The sequence below is a fragment of the Pontibacter populi genome (assembly GCF_040278685.1).
GTDB lineage: Bacteria > Bacteroidota > Bacteroidia > Cytophagales > Hymenobacteraceae > Pontibacter > Pontibacter populi.
The window spans coordinates 58,541-78,919 of sequence record NZ_JBEOKT010000011.1; the positions used below are offsets into that span (position 1 = coordinate 58,541).

The 20,379-nt window shown below is 45.8% G+C and carries 19 protein-coding genes; 7 read left to right on the forward strand and 12 right to left on the reverse strand.

Translation table 11 applies throughout. The features are described from left to right. The first annotated feature begins 79 nt into the window (after positions 1 to 79). From ABS362_RS13000 to ABS362_RS13010, 3 genes are all read left to right on the forward strand, one after another. Positions 80 to 883: a tRNA pseudouridine synthase A gene (locus tag ABS362_RS13000; protein WP_350412927.1), complete on the forward strand. Its 804-nt coding sequence runs from the start codon at positions 80 to 82 to the stop codon at positions 881 to 883. Between the two features lie 532 nt (positions 884 to 1,415). After that, entirely contained in the window at positions 1,416 to 1,895 is a 480-nt protein-coding gene (locus tag ABS362_RS13005; RefSeq protein ID WP_350412928.1) for a hypothetical protein, read from the forward strand. A gap of 181 nt (positions 1,896 to 2,076) precedes the next feature. Beyond that, positions 2,077 to 2,862, forward strand: coding sequence for a hypothetical protein (locus ABS362_RS13010; protein ID WP_350412929.1), 786 nt, complete (start codon positions 2,077 to 2,079; stop codon positions 2,860 to 2,862). 76 nt (positions 2,863 to 2,938) lie between these two features. Here the strand turns inward: ABS362_RS13010 and ABS362_RS13015 are convergent, their stop codons facing one another. The 8 genes from ABS362_RS13015 to ABS362_RS13050 all read right to left on the reverse strand — a co-directional run bounded on the left by ABS362_RS13015 (position 2,939) and on the right by ABS362_RS13050 (position 10,411). After that, positions 2,939 to 3,469 carry a hypothetical protein gene (locus ABS362_RS13015; RefSeq protein ID WP_350412931.1) on the reverse strand — a complete coding sequence of 177 codons (531 nt, stop codon included), beginning with the start codon at positions 3,467 to 3,469 and terminating at the stop codon, positions 2,939 to 2,941. Between the two features lie 10 nt (positions 3,470 to 3,479). Then, entirely contained in the window at positions 3,480 to 4,634 is a 1,155-nt protein-coding gene (locus ABS362_RS13020) for a zinc-dependent alcohol dehydrogenase (protein ID WP_350412932.1), read from the reverse strand. Between the two features lie 294 nt (positions 4,635 to 4,928). After that, on the reverse strand, positions 4,929 to 5,798 hold the full coding sequence (locus ABS362_RS13025) for an aldo/keto reductase (RefSeq protein WP_350412934.1): 870 nt from the start codon (positions 5,796 to 5,798) through the stop codon (positions 4,929 to 4,931). A 128-nt stretch (positions 5,799 to 5,926) separates the two neighbouring features. Beyond that, positions 5,927 to 6,352, reverse strand: coding sequence for a DoxX family protein (locus tag ABS362_RS13030; protein ID WP_350412936.1), 426 nt, complete (start codon positions 6,350 to 6,352; stop codon positions 5,927 to 5,929). Between the two features lie 218 nt (positions 6,353 to 6,570). Next, positions 6,571 to 7,422 (reverse strand): hypothetical protein, encoded by an 852-nt coding sequence (locus ABS362_RS13035; protein ID WP_350412937.1) that lies wholly within the window; start codon positions 7,420 to 7,422, stop codon positions 6,571 to 6,573. 141 nt (positions 7,423 to 7,563) lie between these two features. Next, positions 7,564 to 9,051: a hypothetical protein gene (locus tag ABS362_RS13040; RefSeq protein WP_350412938.1), complete on the reverse strand. Its 1,488-nt coding sequence runs from the start codon at positions 9,049 to 9,051 to the stop codon at positions 7,564 to 7,566. Beyond that, a complete protein-coding gene (locus ABS362_RS13045) occupies positions 9,041 to 9,586 on the reverse strand; it encodes an RNA polymerase sigma factor (RefSeq protein ID WP_350412939.1) in 546 nt (181 codons plus the stop codon). The genes ABS362_RS13040 and ABS362_RS13045 overlap by 11 nt, the downstream gene beginning before the upstream one ends. A gap of 129 nt (positions 9,587 to 9,715) precedes the next feature. Then, complete coding sequence (locus ABS362_RS13050; RefSeq protein ID WP_350412941.1) at positions 9,716 to 10,411, reverse strand: Ig-like domain-containing protein; 696 nt, start codon at positions 10,409 to 10,411, stop codon at positions 9,716 to 9,718. Between the two features lie 319 nt (positions 10,412 to 10,730). Between ABS362_RS13050 and ABS362_RS13055 the strand changes: the two genes are divergently transcribed. Both ABS362_RS13055 and ABS362_RS13060 read left to right on the forward strand, forming a co-directional pair. Then, positions 10,731 to 11,081, forward strand: coding sequence for a hypothetical protein (locus ABS362_RS13055; RefSeq protein WP_350412942.1), 351 nt, complete (start codon positions 10,731 to 10,733; stop codon positions 11,079 to 11,081). A gap of 179 nt (positions 11,082 to 11,260) precedes the next feature. Continuing rightward, positions 11,261 to 11,680, forward strand: a complete 420-nt coding sequence (locus ABS362_RS13060; protein WP_350412943.1) for a hypothetical protein — start codon at positions 11,261 to 11,263, stop codon at positions 11,678 to 11,680. A gap of 65 nt (positions 11,681 to 11,745) precedes the next feature. Here the strand turns inward: ABS362_RS13060 and ABS362_RS13065 are convergent, their stop codons facing one another. After that, positions 11,746 to 11,946, reverse strand: coding sequence for a hypothetical protein (locus tag ABS362_RS13065; RefSeq protein WP_350412944.1), 201 nt, complete (start codon positions 11,944 to 11,946; stop codon positions 11,746 to 11,748). 285 nt (positions 11,947 to 12,231) lie between these two features. Between ABS362_RS13065 and ABS362_RS13070 the strand changes: the two genes are divergently transcribed. Beyond that, positions 12,232 to 13,788 (forward strand): protein adenylyltransferase SelO, encoded by a 1,557-nt coding sequence (locus ABS362_RS13070; RefSeq protein ID WP_350412946.1) that lies wholly within the window; start codon positions 12,232 to 12,234, stop codon positions 13,786 to 13,788. Between the two features lie 438 nt (positions 13,789 to 14,226). After that, the gene (locus ABS362_RS13075; RefSeq protein ID WP_350412948.1) at positions 14,227 to 16,698 is read left to right on the forward strand and encodes a TonB-dependent receptor domain-containing protein; all 2,472 of its coding nucleotides are present in this window, start codon (positions 14,227 to 14,229) and stop codon (positions 16,696 to 16,698) included. 93 nt (positions 16,699 to 16,791) lie between these two features. Here the strand turns inward: ABS362_RS13075 and ABS362_RS13080 are convergent, their stop codons facing one another. From ABS362_RS13080 to ABS362_RS13090, 3 genes are all read right to left on the reverse strand, one after another. After that, entirely contained in the window at positions 16,792 to 17,175 is a 384-nt protein-coding gene (locus ABS362_RS13080) for a DUF3037 domain-containing protein (protein WP_350412949.1), read from the reverse strand. Next, positions 17,153 to 17,950, reverse strand: coding sequence for a HipA family kinase (locus tag ABS362_RS13085; RefSeq protein WP_350412950.1), 798 nt, complete (start codon positions 17,948 to 17,950; stop codon positions 17,153 to 17,155). Before ABS362_RS13085 ends, ABS362_RS13080 begins: the two co-directional genes overlap by 23 nt. A 119-nt stretch (positions 17,951 to 18,069) precedes the next feature. Continuing rightward, complete coding sequence (locus ABS362_RS13090; protein WP_350412951.1) at positions 18,070 to 20,319, reverse strand: monovalent cation:proton antiporter family protein; 2,250 nt, start codon at positions 20,317 to 20,319, stop codon at positions 18,070 to 18,072. Positions 20,320 to 20,379 lie beyond the last annotated feature (60 nt).

Consider the following 20,379-nt stretch of genomic DNA (forward strand, 5'->3'; position numbering starts at 1 on the left):
TTATATTTCCGGTCTTTACAATAGTGTTATAGTTACCTGAAGATGCTTATCTTGTCACGTTCATTTTTACCTCAATACCTTGCGCTACTTCTTCCATATCGGTTACAACGGCACCAACTATAATGGCTGGCAACGACACCCGTATGGGCTGGGTGTGCAGCAAGTGGTGGAAGGCTGTCTTTCAACTATACTTAAAAGGCCTGTAGCTATAGTTGGCTGCGGCCGCACCGATGCCGGTGTGCATGCCAGCCAGTTCTTCTTTCATGTAGATGTGGATCAGCCGTGGGAGTTTGACATGCTGTTCCGGTTAAACAAGGTGTTGCCTGATGCTATTGCCGTATTTGATATCATACCGATGGATGGCCTGCAACACGCACGGTTCGATGCCACCCAAAGAAGCTATGATTACTTTATCCATACCTACAAAGACCCTTTTCTGAGTAACGGAAGTTCGCTTTACCTGCTGCCCGACCTGAACCTGGAAGCCATGAAAGCAGCTACCGCCCTGCTTCCGCATTTCAATGACTACCGGAAACTTTGCCTCACGCCTGCCGATCAGGACAATACTATTTGTTATGTAACCGAAGCCCGGTGGTTCATCAGCGAAAGTGGCGACAGGATGCGATTTCATATCTCGGCGAACAGGTACCTGAGCCGGATGATCCGCATTATAGTGGGCCAGTTGCTGAAAATAGGCACAGGTGCATTAGCTGTAGCTGAATTTGAGAGCTATCTCCGCTGCGAAACTGCCCCCAAACATTTAGCGCCTGCTTACCCGCAGGGCCTGTACCTTTCTAAAGTTACCTATCCTTTCCTGAACCTGCCTGCACGCAGTTCGTTCGCAACTATAGCGCAAGGCCAAAACCAGTGGCTGAACCTATAGGCAGGAACTTCTGTAGGTTTATAGTTTTTGAGACATCCCTTGTTGGTTGCATATTAAAACTCTTCAGGACTTCCAGGTCTGAAAGTACGCTGCCGGAGGCTTATCGACTCAAGATATAACTGTTTATCCCGATACTATAAAAATACAATTATCCGTAGCTTAAATCAAATTTAAAATGTAGTCTAAAATCAGTTGCTAAAATTTTAACACTGCACCTACAAACCAATAACACACTACAAATAAGCTAATTACAAAAATTACTTTTCTAATTCCACGCTTCCTCGAAATTTTCTATAGCTGTAACACACATTTTTCGGTAACCCGTTAAACTAAATTCCGTTATACCTATATCTGAATTAAAACAGTATGAACATTAACTGAACATGTACGCAATTTTGAAACCATAGCCGGGTCGAAGCGTAGCTTTAAGAGAATTGATACTTTACGCTATCACAGCTCTTTCAAATATCCTCTACGGTCAATTCGTGCATGAAATCAGTTAAACCTATCATCCTTATCAATTAAAAATATTATGAAAAAGCTATTGCTACTGCCTTTACTCGCACTTTTATCTTTAAGCTCTTGCAACGACGACGAAGGTGAGCCAACTCCTCCACCACCGGTATCAGAAGTTGATGCTGATATGAGAGGCGACTGGACCAACACTTTCCAGAAAAGAGTTTATTATAGCATAAATGATACGATCATGTATCAGGACTCTATGAATGTGGAGGCTTACTTCAAATTCGATGGAACAAAAATGACTGTTACCCTACCGGGCAGCAATGTGAAAGACGTCTGGAACTATACTTTCCCGGATAAAGATAACCCGAACTACATACAGCTTACACAGGGCAGCGTTACAACTGACTGGCTGGTAAAAGAGATGTCGGATTCGGTTATGATCTGGGAAGATGAAGAAGACTGGGCTGGTTTCCCGCACAATGTGCCTGACAGTGAAAAAACGACCTCTAAAAAAGGAGTATACACTTACAAATTCGTAAGGGACTAATAATAACCCCAAACGTAATTAAGGTTAAAACTTAGCAGGTGCGGACGTATAGTTCGCACCTGTTCTGTTATAAGGCGATTCCTATGTTAGTGCTCCTGCTGTAACCCTGACAATAGCTTTTTATAGTTCTGGATCTTTTCGCGAACTTGCTACTCAACTGCACGCAAACTACCTATTACCTATGAACCGTTTTCTGCCCAAAGATAAAGCAGCCGACTTACTCCGAACCATACAGCAATCAGGCATCAGAACGGAGTACGACCCTGAGAAGCACCGGCTTACTTTACTGGATGAGCATGGAGACGAACAGCTCTATTTCCGGTTGCCAATTACCTTACCAGCCCCAATAAAAGAACAAACTATAGCTAAGACACGGATAAACTATGTGATTTTGCTGATACAATCGGGTAACTGTGCGTTGGGGTATTTTGAGGATGGCGTAAACCGGAATCACAAGGTTTTCAGGTCGTATATGGTGCGGAAAAAGCAAGGAAAAAGCCAGATAAAATACCTGAAAACAAAAGGTAAATCAAGGGCCGGATCAAGGGTGCGGTTAGGCGAAACGTTAGAGTTTTTTGAGAATATAAACGGCAGGCTGCAGGAGTACTTTGAAGCTCACGATGTGAACCGCATTGCCATAAGTTGTTCTAAAACACTTATACCCTACCTGTTCAGCTCTAAAGTTGAGACACCCTTCGCTAAAAATGACCCGCGACTATACAAGATACCCAAACACATACATACCCCTATTTACGAAGTGCTGCTGGATGCCAACAGGTTCCTGCTACGCGGCGAACTGATATACGAACCAGCACAGCAAACTATAGTTGACAGCCTGTTGCAGAAGGCCGGAATAACCGGGGTTGAAGAAGCGGACGAAGAGGAGTTTACTTTTGAGAAGCCCGATGATTTTGAAGGGGAGGATTTCGAGGAAGAGGAAGATGAAGAGGACGAAATGGAATGGTGATTTACAGAGACGCTAAAATTAAAAAGGCAACTATAAAACTATAGTTGCCTTCTGGTTAGTTGTCAGTTTTGTAAAACTAATCGCGGTTGTTGCTACGTACCAGTAATACTACGGCAGCCGTAATTCCAGCTACAATAGCTACCCTTGCCAGCAGCCCGGATTTATTGTGGTTCCAGTCGGCTATGTAGCCTTTTTCTGCAAATATGTTCGGTATTTTACCGTGCTTAAAGTCATCAATAATACCTTCTACCATATCTACACGGTCGGCCAGGATGAGCGGTAACCAGTGGCTGTACTCGTTTTCGCTACGTTTAAAAGCCATTCTCCTGATCGCTCCACTTAGCCCTCTAAGCGGTGCGGCAGTACCAAAAACAGCTGTCACGTTCGGGCGCTCCGTAGAATGGAGTATCTCCATGCTAATAGGTTGCTGCGCTGGACGATCCCAGGTATAGCCTTTATGTTCCTCGTTGGTCCGCTTTTTCATCGGATAAGTAGGATCATTTTTCGGATCCGCATCTATGCCCCAGCCTTTAATATGTGAGTGGTCGGCAGGGCCTCTGTTATTTTCGAAAGGTATATTTTCTTCCAAAGGTCTGTTATCTTCCATAATAGTTTCTTTAAATTTTGGCTGATGGTGGAATAAGAACCGGCTTAATGCAGTTGTCCAGTTTATTAGCGAACATGCGGTATCCTTCGGCAACTTCTTCCAGTGGTAAACGATGAGTGATCAAAGCTTTCGGGTTGATTATGCCATTCTGCACATGCTCGATAAGCCGTGGCAGCAGGCGTTTTACCGAAGCCTGGTTTGCACGTATCGTAAGCCCTTTGTTCAGCACGTTTCCAATTGGCACCAGGTTATCAGTCGGGCCATACACCCCAACTATAGATACGATACCGCCTTTCTTAACACAATTTATAGCCCAGTGCAAGGCAGTAGCCGAGCCTGCCTGTAACAGCAATTTTCTACCGGTTATAGTCTGCATGGCGTTACCGGCAGCTTCGGCACCAACGGCATCTATACATACATCAGCCCCAAGCGAGTCTGTGGTTTTCTTGGCAAATACGGCCATGTCGCCTATCTCCTCAAAGTTGTAAGCTTCGCATTGAGCGTAGTTGCGTGCAAACTCCAGGCGGTATTCTTCTTTGTCGATAATGATCACGCGACCGGCACCAAACAACCACGAACATTTTGCTGCCATAATACCAATCGGACCGGCACCAAACACCATCACGGTATCTCCTTTTTGTATGCCGCCCATCTCGGCAGCCTGGTAACCGGTTGGCACCACGTCTGTCAGTAGCACGGCATCATCCAGGTCCATGCCCGGCGGAATGACAGTTGGGCCCACGTTGGCATAAGGCACGCGCACATATTCGGCCTGCCCGCCATGGTAACCACCAGCGGTGTGCGAGTAACCATAAATAGCACCTACGGCTGTTGCCTCAGGATTAGCCTCGTGGCAGTTACCATACAGTTCCTGTTTACAGAAAGCGCAGCGGCCGCAGGAAATGTTAAAAGGCACCAGCACATTATCGCCTACTTTTACCTTTGTAACTTCAGAGCCAACTTCTACTATTTCGCCTACAAATTCGTGCCCGAAGGTAGTACCTACGCGGGTATCAGGTACGTTGCCGTTATATAAGTGCAGGTCAGACCCACAGATGCAGGAGCGTAATACCCTAACTATAGCATCTTCGGGATGCAAAATTTCGGGCATTGGTTTTTGTTCAATTCGGACCCTTTTCGGGCCCCGGTAGTTCATTGCCAGCATAAGTTTGTTTTCAGTTTATATGGGACGTATACATTATTTTAAATGCCACAAAAGCCCAGCACCAGGTAAATGTTGGACAGGTAAGCATGCAAATTATGTTTAGGTAGATACTAATCTAAAGTATCAAAGTTGCATAAATTGTATTTTTATAATATAATCCTATATTTATATACTGGTATTTAAGCGTCAGACTATAGTTTAATTGCACTTAACTATGTAACCTAATCTATAACCATAAAGGCCTCTGCAGCATTATGCTACAGAGGCCTTGTTGTATTCTGATAATCTGAGCTGTTACTTCTCTGATTGCCTGATGTTGTTAAGCTCCTGCAAGTCCTCTTCAGAGAGTGTAATGGAGGCGGTTTTATAGTTCTCTTCGAGGTGTTTTACTTTTGAGGTGCCCGGTATCAGCAGGATGTTCGGGGAGTGGTGCAGCAGCCAGCTTAAGGCTATCTGGTGTGCCGAGGCATCGTACTTTTTCCCGATCTTCGTCAGCTTATCAATCGCTCCTACATTGCCTGCATTTATCGGGTTCCAGGGAATAAACGCCATATCCTGTGCCTCACAGTATTGCAGTTCTTCTTCCCATTTCGTCCGGAAATCGACGCTGTATTTGTTCTGTACCGACACTACTTTAAAGTACTCCTGCGCTTTTTTGATCTGGTCTATAGTAACCTCCGATAAACCGATGTGCTTTACCAGTCCTTCTTCCTGCACTCGCTGCAGAAACTCCAGGGTTTTCTCGTAAGGTACTTGCGGGTCTACGCGGTGCAGTTGGTACAGGTCTATGCGGTCTTGTTTCAATCGTTCCAGACTTCCTTCCAAAGCTCTCTGCAGATAATCGGGGTCTGCGTTAATAGGCCATACATTCGGGCCGGTGCGTGTAAGGCCGCCTTTTGTAGCGATGACCAGGTCCTTAGGGTAAGGATAAAGTGCTTCCGCGATTAGTTCTTCCGACACGTTGGGACCGTAACTATCGGCGGTATCTATAAAATTTATGCCTAATTCTACTGTTCGTTGCAGTACGCGAATAGCTTCGCCCTTGTCTTTTGGTGGTCCCCAGATGCCCTCGCCGGTAATGCGCATGGCACCAAAGCCCATCCGATTAACTGTGAGGTCGTTGCCTATTGTAAATGTTTTGTTGAATGATGTGTTAACTGCCATAAGTATAGTTTGCTGTGATTCCAAAAATGATAAAATAGATGTACGAACCGGGATAGCTGCCAATTAAAAGCAACTGTACTGGTTCGTACACAAACTATACTATACGCGAAAAGTTTTAAAGGTCTGTATCAGGCATGGTGCCGATGCACATCTGCATCCGTTACCGTGCTCCGGTGCCGGGCAGCATCTATGCTCCAGATTCCGGAGCCACGCGCGGCCATATACAAAAACAGGAAACAGTAAAGTACCGCCAGTTCGCCACCGTTCAGAATTGGCCAGGTGTTCTGAGCAGCGTGCATCATAAAGTAAGCAACAGCCATCTCGCCACTGGCTATAAAGGCAGCCCAACTGGTAAATAACCCGATAGCGATCATCAGGCCACCTACAAACTCAATGATACCGGCAAGTCCCATAAGCGAGGCAATCTCTGCGGTGTCGCCGCCACCTGGCCAGCCAAATAACTTTTGCGTGCCGTGCATGGCAAACAGGAGCCCTGCCACAATGCGAAGTACCGCATAAAGGTGCGGACTGTAGTTTCCTAAAATTCTGTCCATGAGTGTTTAGTTGTATAGGTTTAACATATAAGCCGATTTATAATACATTCATATACTGAAGTTTACATTAGACCATAAACGTATGACTATATATAAAGTTGACGTTGATACAGAACTGGATAAACAACCCGACAACTATAACCAGGAAATATAACTTCAAATAAAAAACCCGCCAGCTGTTTTGGCCGGCGGGTTTAAGCTTAAACTATAAGATACTGTTACTTGTAAGTGTACTGCTCTCTGAAAGGCTGGGCATACGGGAAAGCCTGCAGCGTAGTAGTGCGTTTCGCCGGCATTCCAGACTCGTGGTACTCATAACTATAGTACTCTTTGCCCAGACCGGCATCGCGGTAGCCCGGGTTGTTTGTAGACAGCTTTACATTTGGCAGGTAGTAATTACCGTAAGCCAAAGGCACCGGGTTTGGATTTGAGTCGTAGGCACCAAAGGTGATAACGGAAGGGTTGGTCAGATCTTCAGGCTTATTGCTTGTAGACCATCTTACCGATATTTCTGTCAGGTTGCCGTTTGCATCATACTTATAGTTGCTAATGCCCAGCTGCCCTACATCTGACCTGGCATAGCTCATGGTTGTTTCTTTCACCATTCTGTCTCCTTCATATTCAAAGTCGTAGTGGTAGTTAACCAGGTTTTCGCCGTAATATGATGTTGCCTCTACTACTTTGTCGCCTTCGTATCTGTAGATCACCCAGCCTCCGGTTTTATAGTTTAATCTTACAGGTTTGTTGCCCTCATATACTATCGTATAGCCCAGGTACATCTGGTCTGAGTAACCAACTTCAATTAACCTGCCCTGGGTATCATACTTTAATATGCGCGTTCCCATTTCTGTTAACAGGCTGCTGGTAGTAACAGGCGGTGGCGTGTTATTGGGTGGTGTGTTATTAGGCGGTGTTGTGGTTGGTGGTGGCGTTGTAGGCGCAGGGGTTGTTGGCTGCGACACAGGTGGCTGGTCAGGCCGGGTTACAGGCGCAATGTGTTCTTTTTCGCAGGATGTTAAAGTAGCGGTTAAGCTGAGGCCTGCCAGGATTAATAGATGGGTAATTTTCATAGTTTTATTTGGTTAGCTTTTGCAGGTAAGACAGGGGCTGAAAGCAAACCGTTGCCCGGCAGTTAAAATTTTCATCATTTTTTTTAAAAGAAAAACCCCGACCAAAGCCGGGGTTCACTTTACTCAATTTCATCACAACTGTTAGTTAGCAAATCGTCGTTTTAGCTGAACACTAACCCCGAGTGTATAAGGCTTTAACCCAAATGGCTCGCGCTTGCTAAAAGTTGACCCCAAAAAGTAGTTAAGGCTTGGCATAAGCGTCAGTTCGTATTTGTTCCGGATGGTCAGGTTATAGCCGGCTCCTATCAGCAGGTTATAGTTTGTCTGCTCCAGCACATTCTCTTCTGACGGGAACGAGCTCGTTTCTTTCAATTCGCCATTCAGGTACTCGCGGGTACGGCCTTTCAGCAGCAGGTTGGCGCCACCGGCAAACGTAAGATTATATCGGCTCCTGCTACTCTCCAGGAAATAATAGTTTAGCCCAACCCGAAGCCCTCCGTAAGTGAACGTGCTTTCCAGTTGCCTGCTGCCTTCAATATAAACCGGAATGGCCTGGTACGACCCGTCTTTTGTCCGGCTTTTCAGGAGCGTATCTACTTTGCCGTTTGTGAATGCGTACGAAACATTCTCCTGTAACTGCATCAACGAGAGGGCACTTTCCAGGTATAGTTTCGGGCTTATCTTTTTACCCACATTCAGTCCAAATTCATAGCCCATCCGTTTCGGGTCCAGCTTTTTATAGTTGTTCAGCTTTGTAATGTAAACGTCATCAGCGGCGGTGGGCGTAAAGCTTCTGAAAGCGTAACGCGGTGCAAATGTTACTCCTATATACCATTCCTTACTCTCCTGCACCTTGCCTGTATCAGCAACAGTCACTGCTTTTACTACAGAGTCAGGCAGCAAGGCTACATGCATGGAGTCGGGTAACATAAACCCATTGATTTGCAGTAACACAGGCATTCTTGCGTTTAAAAAGTCCTCGGTATTACTCTCATTGTCAGCAACTATAGTTTCGGGTTGATGTTCAGGATTAGCCGGAACTATAGTTATAGATGGCTCGGCTGCTGCTTTCCCACTTTCCTGGTTAACCGTTTTTCGGTTGTATTTATTTTTTGGTTTCTCAGCACCTACAACTATAGGAATGATTGGTTTTCTGGTTTGAACCGGGTTTGCCGGGCCAGTAACTTTTTCCCTGGATGAACCTCTCTCCTGTTCCGTTAACTTCTCATTATCAGCCTGATCAGAATTTTTGTAACTATAGTTCTCCGTTTCACTTTGCTTCGTTTCTGCATTTTTGGATGCCTCTGGCTTAGTCCCATGTTTTGTAGCAGAATTTGAATTCCCAGTTTCAAGGTCAGCAACTATAGGTTCGGGCTTGTTCTCTTCCTGCTTAGCTTCCAGGTTTTCAGAAGTAACTATAGCTGGCCGGTTGTTTTTGTCCAGTAGTTTATAGATACCCAATGAGCCCAGGAGCAAGAGCAGGGCAGCACCTGCCAGCCACCAAAATGGGCGGGGCTTACGTGGCGGTTTTATTTCTGCGGCTATTTTGTTCCAGCCATTTACAGGCGGCTCTTCTTCCAGGGCCAGCAACTTGCGCCGTATTTCTTCTTTTTCCTTATCAGTCAGCATTTTCTGAGATCGAATAGTTATGGAGCAATTTCTTTAGTTGATTTTTTGCTTTTGCCAGCTGCGATTTGGAGGTGCCTTCTGCAATGTTCAGCATCTCTCCTATTTCGCGGTGGTTGTAGCCCTCAACTACATACAGGTTAAAAACAAGCTTATAACCTTCCGGTAGTTGATTCACAATATTCATGAGTTCCTGCCCCGAAATAAGGCTTATAATGTCCTCGTCGGTTGGGGTCGTTTCTTCCACGGTACTATAGTCCAGTTGTTCGAGCAGCCGGCGGTTTTTGTGGTAGTGGTTAATGGCTGTGTTCACAAAAATACGCCTGACCCAACCTTCAAAAGATCCGCCGTTATAGGTGTCGATATGTTTAAATACTTTTACAAATGCCTCGTGAAAGATGTCTTCTGCCTCAAACCTTGACCCGGTGTAGCGCAGGCACACCGCCATCATCCGCCTGGAGTAAAGCGCGTACAGCTTCTCCTGGAAAGATGCTTTTCCCTTTTTGCAGCCTGCTATTATTTCCTCTTCTGTGCTCACTTACCTCGCAACTATAGCTCAACCTTTAAAACAGACCAGACAGGAGATTGAAACAGGAAAAGCCCCGGGCAATAACCCGCGGCTTTTGTAGCATATTGCGCATAAATCGTTAACCCGGTAATGCGCATTTTATCTGATGGTTACAGGTACCGTTATTTCCTGGTAAGTAGACCGGTCCAGGCTGGTGTATACCCTGTACCGGAAAGAATCTTCACCCCTGTAATCCTTCGGCGGAATGTATACATAAATGGTGTTCTTGTAGCTGCCGGAGTATTCTATAGTTTCGAAAGTTCCTTTTACCGGACTATAGATAGAAGTGCCACCGTAGGTATCGTTGTAGCAAACAATATCGTTGAGAAAGATTCGGAGTTGCTTGGTTGTGTTAACAGTTGTTTCCAGGGTTTCACCAACTAACTGTGTCTGGCACGTGGCCGGATCGATAACCTCTTCTACAATTACTTTTATAAGTTCTGTCTGGCATTTGCTGCTTATACACACAGTATAGTTCAGGCTATCGGTACCGTAAAAGTTTTCATCCGGTACATATCCCATTGTTCCCGGGCCATCAAAATCAGGCAACAACCTGCCGTGCAGCGGCTGACTATAAGATACATTTACTTCAGCTTTAATGCTGTCGTTAGCCAGCGGGTCGAGTCTGAGTATAAAGCCACTGGTGGTGTTAAAGGTGTAGATCTCATCGGGGTACAGTGCAAACTCTTTAAAAAAGCTGGGAACAACGTCCTCTGTAACTGTATCGCACGCTCCCAGCACCAGCAAAAATGCCAGCACCTGTAAAGCTTTAAATCTGGATAAAATTCTTTTCATAACCTGATTCGTGTGGTTTCTGCTGGTAAGACAAGGCGACTTCGCAAACGGTTGCCCGGCTGAAAATTAAATTAAAGATTATTACTCACCTACTTACAACTATGCGCTAAAACACCATCAAGTTATAGTAAAAACTTAATACTGAAAACAGGGCAAATACCTAAAATTAAAACCAGCCCAGTTACACTATAATCACCTGTAAATAAATTCATTACCAGAGCATATCAACCTTTGTGACAAGTTTGGCCGTACAAGTATATACCCCATTAGTTATGGGGACCGATCCGAACTAAAATTTTAAACTAAAAGAAAACAAACGATGAGTAGCAATAACAGAAACATTTCAGAAGATCCGAATTCGAGAAAAGGTGAAGGTGTAAGCGGACTGGGCAAAGGCTCACAAACCAAAGGGGTAGCCGGCGGCGCTGACAACACCCGTGGTGAGAATAAGGCGAGCCGTGACAGTAGCAGCGGTGGTGACAAAGCCGGAAAGGACAATGACAACATGAACCAGAACCGCGACAGAATTACACCACAGGACCCTAAGGCTAACCTGACTACTACCAGCCGTGGCGCTGACAGCACCGACAAAGAATTCAGGAACGACCAGCCCAATGCCAGCACCCTGAAAGCGCAGAAGAGCAGTAATAATTTAGGTAAAAAGAAATAAGTTACTTCTTAACTATAGATCAGAAAGCACGGTAATATCCGTGCTTTCTGCGTTTTAAACAGGTTGCCCATCAACTATAGCCGGAAGCTTATTTTATAGTTCTTATCTTTGTACATAAAGCATAGCATGGCATACATATAGTCGTGTATGTTTTAGCAAATCAACTCCGAAGAAAGCACATGAGATTAAAAGGCAACATACAGGATATTAAAGCCAAACGCGACAGCAACAACAAAGGTATAGAGATACATTTGGATAAGATTGAATACATTACCCAGAAGAAGGACGGCAAATATTACCAGCCTTTTGACCTGGTAGTAGATCTTGCTGAACCTGTAGTAATTACCGGCGATTGCCTGGCCCGCATCCCGAACAAGCATCTGGAAGAAGGTGAATACGAGTTTGAAGTGTACGACAAGGAAGGTGAAGAATATGTACTGAACCCGGATAAGGAACTGGCCCTGACGGTGACCTATGATTTTGATGCTGACCTGAACATCCTGACGGAAGTGTACTATACCGTAACGATATCGAATGAGGAATTTAAGCTACTGAAAGCAGAGCAGAACAAAGCCCGTAAAAGCAAGGGCAAAAAATAGAACTATAGTTAACCAAATAAAAAGCAAAAGGTACGAGCCTGACCCGTACCTTTTGTATTTATTGACTAGCTGTGTTGCCTGCCCAGGTAAATGGCATACCCGATAAGGCCTGCTGCAGCTGCAAATAAGATATACTGTTGCTCTCTTACAGTTAAGTTGTTATAAAAATCCAGTCCTTGTTTGCCCGGATCTTTCATGATGTCTGCCAATTGAGACGGATTATGTAGCAGACTTTTGAGTGATGTATTTGACAGGTTATTTTCCATTTTTATAGCTTTTAATTCATTTCACTTTAGATACGGTTTGCAGCCCACATAAGATATAACTATAGTTACATTTACGTTTTTAACAGCATATTACATTTTACTATACTTTGTATAAACCTTTAGTATTCAGTTAAAAACAAACTTGCCCTTACCAATAAAATTTAACTGTTGCCATCCTCAAAAACTCAACTAATACTGCCTTCTACTTGTTATGATGGGAAGCCTGAAAACTACATAAGCATTAACTATAGATAGTAAGGATGATCAACTTTAAAACCCAGAACTATGGAGAGCCTTCGCTCAAAGAACTATAAAAAAGATTTTGTAAGCACCTTCCCCGGCGACGACAGCGGAGACAGGACACCCCGCCAGACACCCGGCGTTTTATACAGCAAAGCCATTCCTACACCCGTAGAAAAAGTAAGTCTGCTGGCCTGGTCTGAGGAATTGGCTAACGAACTTGGTATTGCAAAACCTGCTTCGCAGGACGAACTTGATATTTTAGGTGGCAACGCGGTTACCGAGACCATGTATCCGTATGCGGCCTGTTACGCTGGCCATCAGTTTGGTAGCTGGGCCGGTCAATTGGGCGATGGCCGGGCTATTACGCTTGGCGAATGGGAAACTATAGCTGGTAAAACCTTTGAGCTGCAGTTAAAAGGCGCTGGCCCGACTGCTTACTCGCGCCGTGCTGATGGCCGTGCTGTGTTGCGTTCGTCGGTAAGGGAATACCTCATGAGCGAGGCGATGCATTATTTGGGTGTGCCAACTACGCGTGCGTTAAGCCTGGTAACTACCGGCGACCCTGTGCTGCGCGATATGTTTTACAATGGCAATGCAGCTTACGAACCTGGCGCAATCGTGATGCGAGTAGCACCCAGCTTTCTGCGTTTCGGTAATTTCGAGATCCTTAATTCACGCAAAGAAACCGATCACCTGCAGAAGCTTGTAAACTGGACCATAGACCGTTATTACCCGCACATTACCGGCGACAATAAAGTACTTACCTGGTTTAAGGAAATAGTGGAGCGCACTGCGACCTTAATGGTAGAATGGCAACGCGTCGGTTTTGTGCATGGCGTGATGAACACTGATAACATGTCGGTACTTGGGCTAACGATTGACTATGGCCCCTACTCTTTTGTAGATGATTATGACCCCGACTTCACCCCTAATACCACTGACCTTCCTGGCCGACGTTACGCGTTTGGTAAACAGCCATCCGTAGCGTATTGGAACCTGGGTTGCCTGGCTGCTGCGCTGCTGCCTTTACTCGAAAAAGATGCCCTGTTAGCTGCCCTCGAAAACTACAAGGAACTCTACTGGAAGAAGTATTACCAGATGATGGGCAAAAAGCTGGGCCTCGATAAAGTGACCAACTCGGATACAGAACTGGTAACACAATTCGAGAAAACGCTTGCTGCCATTAAACCCGACATGACGATCTTCTACCAGTTACTGATAGATTTGCCTTTGTTTATGGGAAGCGCTGAAGATGTAGCCAGCTATTTCAAAGACAGCTTATACGATGACCTTACGCCGGAGCAAAGCGAGCAATTGTATAGTCTGATCTCGAATTACCTGGAGCGCCTGAACAAGAATACCATTACACGGAAAGCATCGCAGGAGATGATGCGGAAAACTAATCCACGTTTTATACTCCGGAATTACCTGCTGCACCAGGCCATAGAAGAACTGGAAAAAGGCGAAAACACGCTATTTCTGAAACTGCAGGAAGCCATGAAAGAACCTTATTCTGACAAGTTTGATGAATTCTTCCAGACACGACCGGAATGGGCAAGCCAGAAAGCAGGCTGCTCTATGCTCTCGTGTAGTTCTTAAACCAAATTATAGTTTGAACTATAAAAGCCACACTGGTACTTCCCGGTGTGGCTTTATTTTTTGCTAGAATTTTGAGGCACTATAGTTTAACCTTCATCTTTTCAGATTAATCTCCTCCCTCCTTTCAAATATTTTTATAGTCCATGCAACCTCAGCATTTATAGTTTGTCTTTCATGTACGAAACACATCGTATGTAAATCACTTTATCTAACTACAGAATGATCGATCATAAATACCACTGTCCATTTTCAGACGAATTGCTGTCCGAAATCAGACAGCAGCAGGGTGAAACTATAGTTCTTAAAATCACGCAAATCCATACAACAAACTAACTATCAATAATTTACACAAATGGCACACGAATTGGTATTGGCGTTTCCTGAAATGCTATGAAAAACGACAAACCGCACATCACAAATAAAACAATATCTAAAACTATGAAGAAATTACTACTACCACTTTTGCTGCTCCTGTTCACGAACCTGAGCGCGCAGCAGGCAACTATTAAAGGCACCTTACTCGATGGCAACAAAAAGCCGGTCGGATATGCCAATGTGCTGTTGTTACAAGCCAGGGATTCGTCGCTGGTAAAGGGCATGTTATCCGAAGAATCCGGTGCGTTCCTGTTTGAGGGAGTTGCAACCGGGAACTATAGAATTGCCGCCAGCATGGTGGGTTACGCCAAAGTTATGAGCAACGAGATCGTGCTGACTGAAACTTCCAGTACAGTGGAGCTGGGAACTATGGTGTTGCAGGAAAACAGCACAAGCCTGAAAGAGGTTGTAGTAGAAGGACAACGACCGCTGATAGAACAGCACATGGATAAAACCGTGCTGAATGTGGAGAACAGCATTGCGGCGGCAGGCAATACGGCGCTTGAGGTGTTGGAAAAAGCGCCCGGCGTAACGATAGATCAGAACGACAACATCAGCATGCGCGGACGAAGTGGTGTTATAGTAATGATTGACGGAAAGCAGGTGCCTATGTCGGGTGCCGAGCTTGCCAATGTGCTTCGCAGCATGTCGGCCAACTCCGTTGATAAGATCGAGCTCATTACCAACCCATCTTCCAAATACGATGCAGCAGGAAACTCCGGCATTATCGACATCAAGCTGAAGCGTGATAAAAGCCTTGGCACGAACGGCAGCATTACTTCATCTTTCGGGTATGGTGAGAAGTTTAAATCAAACCAGAGTTTCCAATTAAACCATCGCGCTAAAAAACTGAATGTATTTGGCAGCTATAACTATGTGTACCGCGACGATTTCACGCAGCTGAACATCGACCGCACGTTCTTTGACGAAGACAAGAACTTTGCCGGCAACTATGACCAACGAAACAGGTTCAACTTCCAGTTTAAAACGCATAATGCACGCGTTGGCGCCGATTATTTCCTGACTCCAAAAACTACGATCGGTATAGTGGCCAGTGGTTACCTGACCGATATTGACAGGGATAATCTTAACCGCGCTGCCGGACGGGATGCTTCAGGCGTTATAGATTCAACCTTTGTTACCAATGCCATTGCCGGCCACGACCGTAAAAACCACGGCATCAACCTGAACCTGAAACATACTATAGACAGCACTGGCCGCGAACTTACCGCCGACGTGGACTATATACTTTATGATAACACCGACGAACAGGATTTCACGACCAGAACGTACACCCCGGAAGGAACTCTGAAAGGTGCTCCCGAATTACTTTATGGCACCCTGGATGGTAACCTGAGCATTCGATCGGCCAAAGTGGACTATACACAGCCGCTTACCAGCATAAACGCTAAACTTGATGCCGGTTTTAAGAGCAGCCTTGTAAGTGCCGATAACAACCTCGAATTTTATGACAGAAGCAACGGCGGAAATGTATTTGATGCACGCAAAAGCAACCACTTTCTGTATGACGAAAACATAAACGCTGCTTACCTGAACACCTCAAAAAAATGGGAGAAAATGAGCCTGCAACTTGGCCTACGCCTGGAGAACACCAATGCCAAAGGCGAGCAACTGGCTGAGATTGTAGACGAAGACGAGCGTGAGTTTGACCGCAACTATACACAGCTATTCCCGAGTGCTTTTGTGGGCTACACGCTAAGCCCAAAACACGATCTTGGCCTGTCGCTGAGCCGCCGCATCAACAGGCCATCGTATAACCAGCTTAACCCGTTCAAAAACTACTTAGACCCAAGCACTTACTCATCCGGCAACCCATACCTTGATCCTGAGACTTCTTACTCGTTTGAATTTACGCATACTTTCGATCAGCGCATCGTTACTAAATTAAGCTATAGTTACACTTCCGATGTTATTATACAAGTACTGCAGCAGGATGAAACCGTAGAAGTAGAAGGTGCTGAGCCAGCGAAAATTGTAAAGCAATCGTTCGAGAACCTGGATCGGTTTGACTATTATGCAGCGGCGGTTACAGTACCTTTTTCGGTGGGCAACTGGTTTAACAGCGTCAACAATCTTACCTCGTTTTATGGCGTGTACCGCGGCAACCTGGCCAACACCGATCTCAACAACCGGCAGTTATCCTTCAACATTAACTCTAACAATACCTTTAATTTATCCAGAGGCTGGTCGGCTGAGGCAACCGGAGTTTACAGAAGTGCCGAGGCGTATGGCTTCCTGGATGTGGATCCTATCTGGTTTGCATCGGCGGGAGTTCAGAAACAGCTTTGGGAGAAGAAGGCCAGCATTAAATTGAGCGTGAGCGACATCTTCTATACAAACAAAGTGAATGGCGCTACAACTATAAACCGTTATGCCGAAAACTTTTACCAGGTGCGCGACTCTAGGGTGGCAACGCTGACTTTTAACTATAGATTCGGAAATGCACAGGCTTCGGCACCACGGCGCAAAACCGGCGGTGCCGAAGAGGAGAAGAACAGAGCTGGTGGCAACTAACTTACTTTAGAACTATAGTTTGATTGCTGGTAAAATAAAAGACCGCCCCGTTTATAGTTGGGCGGTCTTTTTTTATGTTAAGCTATAGTTCGGTTACAGTACTAACTGGTTAAAGAGTTTGGTAAGAGTTGCGTTGGCATCTGAGGTGAGGCCCGGGTGCACCGGCGATGTTTGCACGATAGTGCTGCGCGCAGCTGTAAGCCACCTGAACCGTTCGGCTATGCCAAGTTGCCCTATCCTGCCACCTTCCTTTCGGCCACAGCAGATGCGCTCAAAAGCCTGTAATCTTTCCTGTAATTCCTGCAGGTCTAAATCTCCGGCAAAGGAACACAACCGGTGTTCGTTTATCGTGTAAAGTGTGTGCAGAAATCCCTGGTCGCGGCAGTAAAGTATCACGCCCACATTCAGGAACTCCTCGCGTTCTACCCGGGGTACCACCCGGATCACAGCATACTCAAATAAGTGCTTTTCTTGCATGTTGCGCTTCTTTGATAAAAGTTTCTGAATGAGCTATTCTGGTATTGATGAAATGAGCGTAGGCCTGCCGATGCTCCTGTGCAGTTCCGAACGGTGATTCTATAGTTGTCAACCACTCATCCGGTATCAGCTCAACTATAGCGTTTATTCGTTCCGGAGTAAGTATCGCTTTAAATTCGGCATCTGTAGTTTCGAGCTCGGTAGCCTGCGGTAACAACACGTGGTCCTTTATCTGCGCAAACGGGCGCTTTGCCTGCTCCTCCCAGTTCTGCCAGGCATGATGAAAGTACAACGATGCACCATGATCGATGAGCCATAGTTGCTTGTTCCACATCAGCATGTTGGTGTTGCGCGGCGTGCGGTCTACGTTGGTTATAAGGCTGTCGAGCCACACTACTTTGGATGCCAGTGGAGCATCTATAGTTGTAACCAGCGCATCAAATGTAATGGCCCCGGAAAGATAATGCAGTCCCAGGTTCAGGCCTTCGCTGGCGCGAAGCAGGTCTTGTATCTCTTCATCGGGTTCTGTTCTGCCAAAGGCTTCGTCCAGCTCTACAAACACAATCTCGGGCACCCGGAAACCAAGCAAACGGGCGACCTCGCCTGAAATCAGTTCGGCAATCAGCGCTTTAATCCCCTGCCCTGCTCCCCTGAATTTCAGCACGTACATAAACTCGTCGTCGGCCTCCACAATGGCAGGCAGCGAGCCTCCTTCGCGTAGTGGCGTAACGTAACGGGTTACCTGCACGGTTCTTATCTCTTGTTCTTTGATCATAGACTTTTCCAGGCTTCTGCTTTGTCCGCAAAACTATACGTACGATTAGCAGCGTTGCCAGCCCGAATTTAAGTTGAATTTCTGAAAAGTAGTTTTATAGTTTAATCAGGGGTAGCTTCTTACCTGATGTCAATGACAGCATTGTTTACCGCTTCCAAGGCTTTAATGCGCCATGGGCTGCCCACTATCCAGATGATATCGTTTACCTGGAACCTGAATTCAGACTCTGGATTAAGAATACGCTGGCCTTTACGTTCAATGCCCACTATAAGTCCTTTGGTACGCTCTCTCACGCCCGATTCTCTTATAGTTACACCCAGTAACGGCGAGGTTTCAGAAATTACCAACTGCTGTAGTTTCACATCTTCTGCCCTGTCGCGTTCTACCTGCAAATCTGCTTCCGACTGCACAAATTTCCTGAACTTCTCAATCTGCTCATCCGAACCAAAAACATAGATCCTGTCGCCCGGGAAGATCAGTTCCTGCCGGGTTGGTGCCATAATGGTGCGGTCGCCGCGCTCAATAACGGCAATGTTTACACCATACTTTTCACGTACCTGCAACTCCAGTAAGCTACGCCCCACCACCACCGACTCATGAGACACATCGAAGCTGGTAAGGTGTACATCCCAGGGTGTCAGGGTATGATGCATTTTGCTTGCTGCTTTTATTTCGCGGGCATTCAGGTTCATCATAAAACGTTGCTCAATCCGGATGTAAAACTTCTGAATCTTTTTAGAGAAAACGGCCAGCACACCAACTATAGCCAGGCCTACAACTATAGACACCTGCACCGGGAAGAACTGGTTGAGCAGGAAACCGATGAACAGGATAGAAAGACCAATCCGGATAAACTCGATAACGATAAGCAAACTACGGTAATTCCGGTTAGCCCAAAGCCTGCCCAGTGCTTCTTTCTGCGGATGATACACGGCAAAAGCCCACAGGAAAGGCGCCATGAATACCAGCGTTATAGTTGTGGTAACGATGTCGCCATATTGTCCATTTATAAAATTATCGGTGATGAACGGATTAAGGTAACGGGCCGCCAGCAATACGATCGCGATAATGATAACAGAATAAAGCACCAGGTTAACCACATACGAGCGCAGCACAATTTTCCAGTCGGAGGTAGTATTAATGGCCTGCGCGCCCGAACTATACTCGTTCAGAGATCGCTTCCACTTCTCAGGCAATATTCCCTCCAGGAATTTATACAGAGGCGTAGAAAGTTTGATCATGTACGGCGTTGTAAACGTAGTGATAGCCGAAACCGCAACCGCAACCGGGTACAAAAAGTCACTCGTCACATTCAGGGTAAGGCCAAGCGTAGCGATGATAAATGAGAACTCCCCTATCTGCGAAACACTCATACCAGACTGCACCGACGTTTTCAGTCCCTGGCCAGCCATTAAACCGCCCGCTGTAATACTCACTGATTTACCCACCAGCGTAACTATAGTTATGATCGCGATCGGGCCGGCATAAGTTAGTATAGTTTCAGGGTTGATAAGGATACCCACTGATACAAAGAAGATAGCACCGAACAGGTCTTTTACAGATGAGATCAGGTGCTCAATTTTTTCAGCCTTTGTAGTTTCAGCAAGGATAGAACCCATAATAAAAGCACCCAATGCAGGTGAGAACCCAACCTGCGCTGCCAGGATCACCATCAGCAGGCAAAGCGCCAGCGACACGATCAGCAGGGTTTCGTCGTTCATCAGTTTGCTGGCCTTCCGCAGGAAAGTAGGGATCAGGAAAATACCGGCCAGGAACCATACGACCAGGAAAAAGCCAAGCTTTAGCACAGCATTCAGCATTTCAGTCCCGGCAAATTGCTGGCTCACTGCTAACGTCGAAAGCAATACCATCAGGAGTATCGCCACCAGATCTTCCACTATCAGCACACCAAAAACCAGCCCGGCAAACCGCTGCGACTTCACGCCCAGTTCTTCGAAGGCCCTGATAATAATGGTTGTGGATGAAATAGAAAGAATACCGCCCAGGAAGATACTATCCATCGTGGACCAGCCAAGCAGCTTACCGGATAAGTAACCCAGCAACAGCATCACGACGACCTCTACGAGCGCCATAATAGAAGAAGCTCCGCCGACTTTAACCAGCTTCTTAAAACTGAACTCCAGCCCCAGGCTGAACAACAGGAAAATTACGCCTATTTCTGCCCAGATCTGAATGTTCTCTATCTCGTGTATAGTTGGGAAAATGGCAATGTGCGGCCCGACAAGTAAACCGGCAATAATGTAGCCCAGTACCAGGGGCTGCTTTAGTTTTTTAAAAATAATTGTGGTTATACCTGCAGCGCCAAGTATAAGCCCAAGGTCTAATATAAGGTTTGGAAGGTGTGTCATATAATTAAACAGGTAGCCTTTGGGCCACAGTTAATGTAGTACGCTTTAAAAGGAAAATTG

Bases quoted from the DNA above. Each gene is read 5' to 3' on its own strand.
- ABS362_RS13005 (WP_350412928.1), top strand. From the start codon at position 1,416: ATGAAAAAGCTATTGCTACTGCCTTTACTCGCACTTTTATCTTTAAGC.
- ABS362_RS13010 (WP_350412929.1), top strand. From the start codon at position 2,077: ATGAACCGTTTTCTGCCCAAAGATAAAGCAGCCGACTTACTCCGAACC.
- ABS362_RS13015 (WP_350412931.1), bottom strand. From the start codon at position 3,469: ATGGAAGATAACAGACCTTTGGAAGAAAATATACCTTTCGAAAATAAC.
- ABS362_RS13020 (WP_350412932.1), bottom strand. From the start codon at position 4,634: ATGCTGGCAATGAACTACCGGGGCCCGAAAAGGGTCCGAATTGAACAA.
- ABS362_RS13025 (WP_350412934.1), bottom strand. From the start codon at position 5,798: ATGGCAGTTAACACATCATTCAACAAAACATTTACAATAGGCAACGAC.
- ABS362_RS13030 (WP_350412936.1), bottom strand. From the start codon at position 6,352: ATGGACAGAATTTTAGGAAACTACAGTCCGCACCTTTATGCGGTACTT.
- ABS362_RS13035 (WP_350412937.1), bottom strand. From the start codon at position 7,422: ATGAAAATTACCCATCTATTAATCCTGGCAGGCCTCAGCTTAACCGCT.
- ABS362_RS13040 (WP_350412938.1), bottom strand. From the start codon at position 9,051: ATGCTGACTGATAAGGAAAAAGAAGAAATACGGCGCAAGTTGCTGGCC.
- ABS362_RS13050 (WP_350412941.1), bottom strand. From the start codon at position 10,411: ATGAAAAGAATTTTATCCAGATTTAAAGCTTTACAGGTGCTGGCATTT.
- ABS362_RS13055 (WP_350412942.1), top strand. From the start codon at position 10,731: ATGAGTAGCAATAACAGAAACATTTCAGAAGATCCGAATTCGAGAAAA.
- ABS362_RS13060 (WP_350412943.1), top strand. From the start codon at position 11,261: ATGAGATTAAAAGGCAACATACAGGATATTAAAGCCAAACGCGACAGC.
- ABS362_RS13065 (WP_350412944.1), bottom strand. From the start codon at position 11,946: ATGGAAAATAACCTGTCAAATACATCACTCAAAAGTCTGCTACATAAT.
- ABS362_RS13070 (WP_350412946.1), top strand. From the start codon at position 12,232: ATGGAGAGCCTTCGCTCAAAGAACTATAAAAAAGATTTTGTAAGCACC.
- ABS362_RS13075 (WP_350412948.1), top strand. From the start codon at position 14,227: ATGAAGAAATTACTACTACCACTTTTGCTGCTCCTGTTCACGAACCTG.
- ABS362_RS13080 (WP_350412949.1), bottom strand. From the start codon at position 17,175: ATGCAAGAAAAGCACTTATTTGAGTATGCTGTGATCCGGGTGGTACCC.
- ABS362_RS13085 (WP_350412950.1), bottom strand. From the start codon at position 17,950: ATGATCAAAGAACAAGAGATAAGAACCGTGCAGGTAACCCGTTACGTT.
- ABS362_RS13090 (WP_350412951.1), bottom strand. From the start codon at position 20,319: ATGACACACCTTCCAAACCTTATATTAGACCTTGGGCTTATACTTGGC.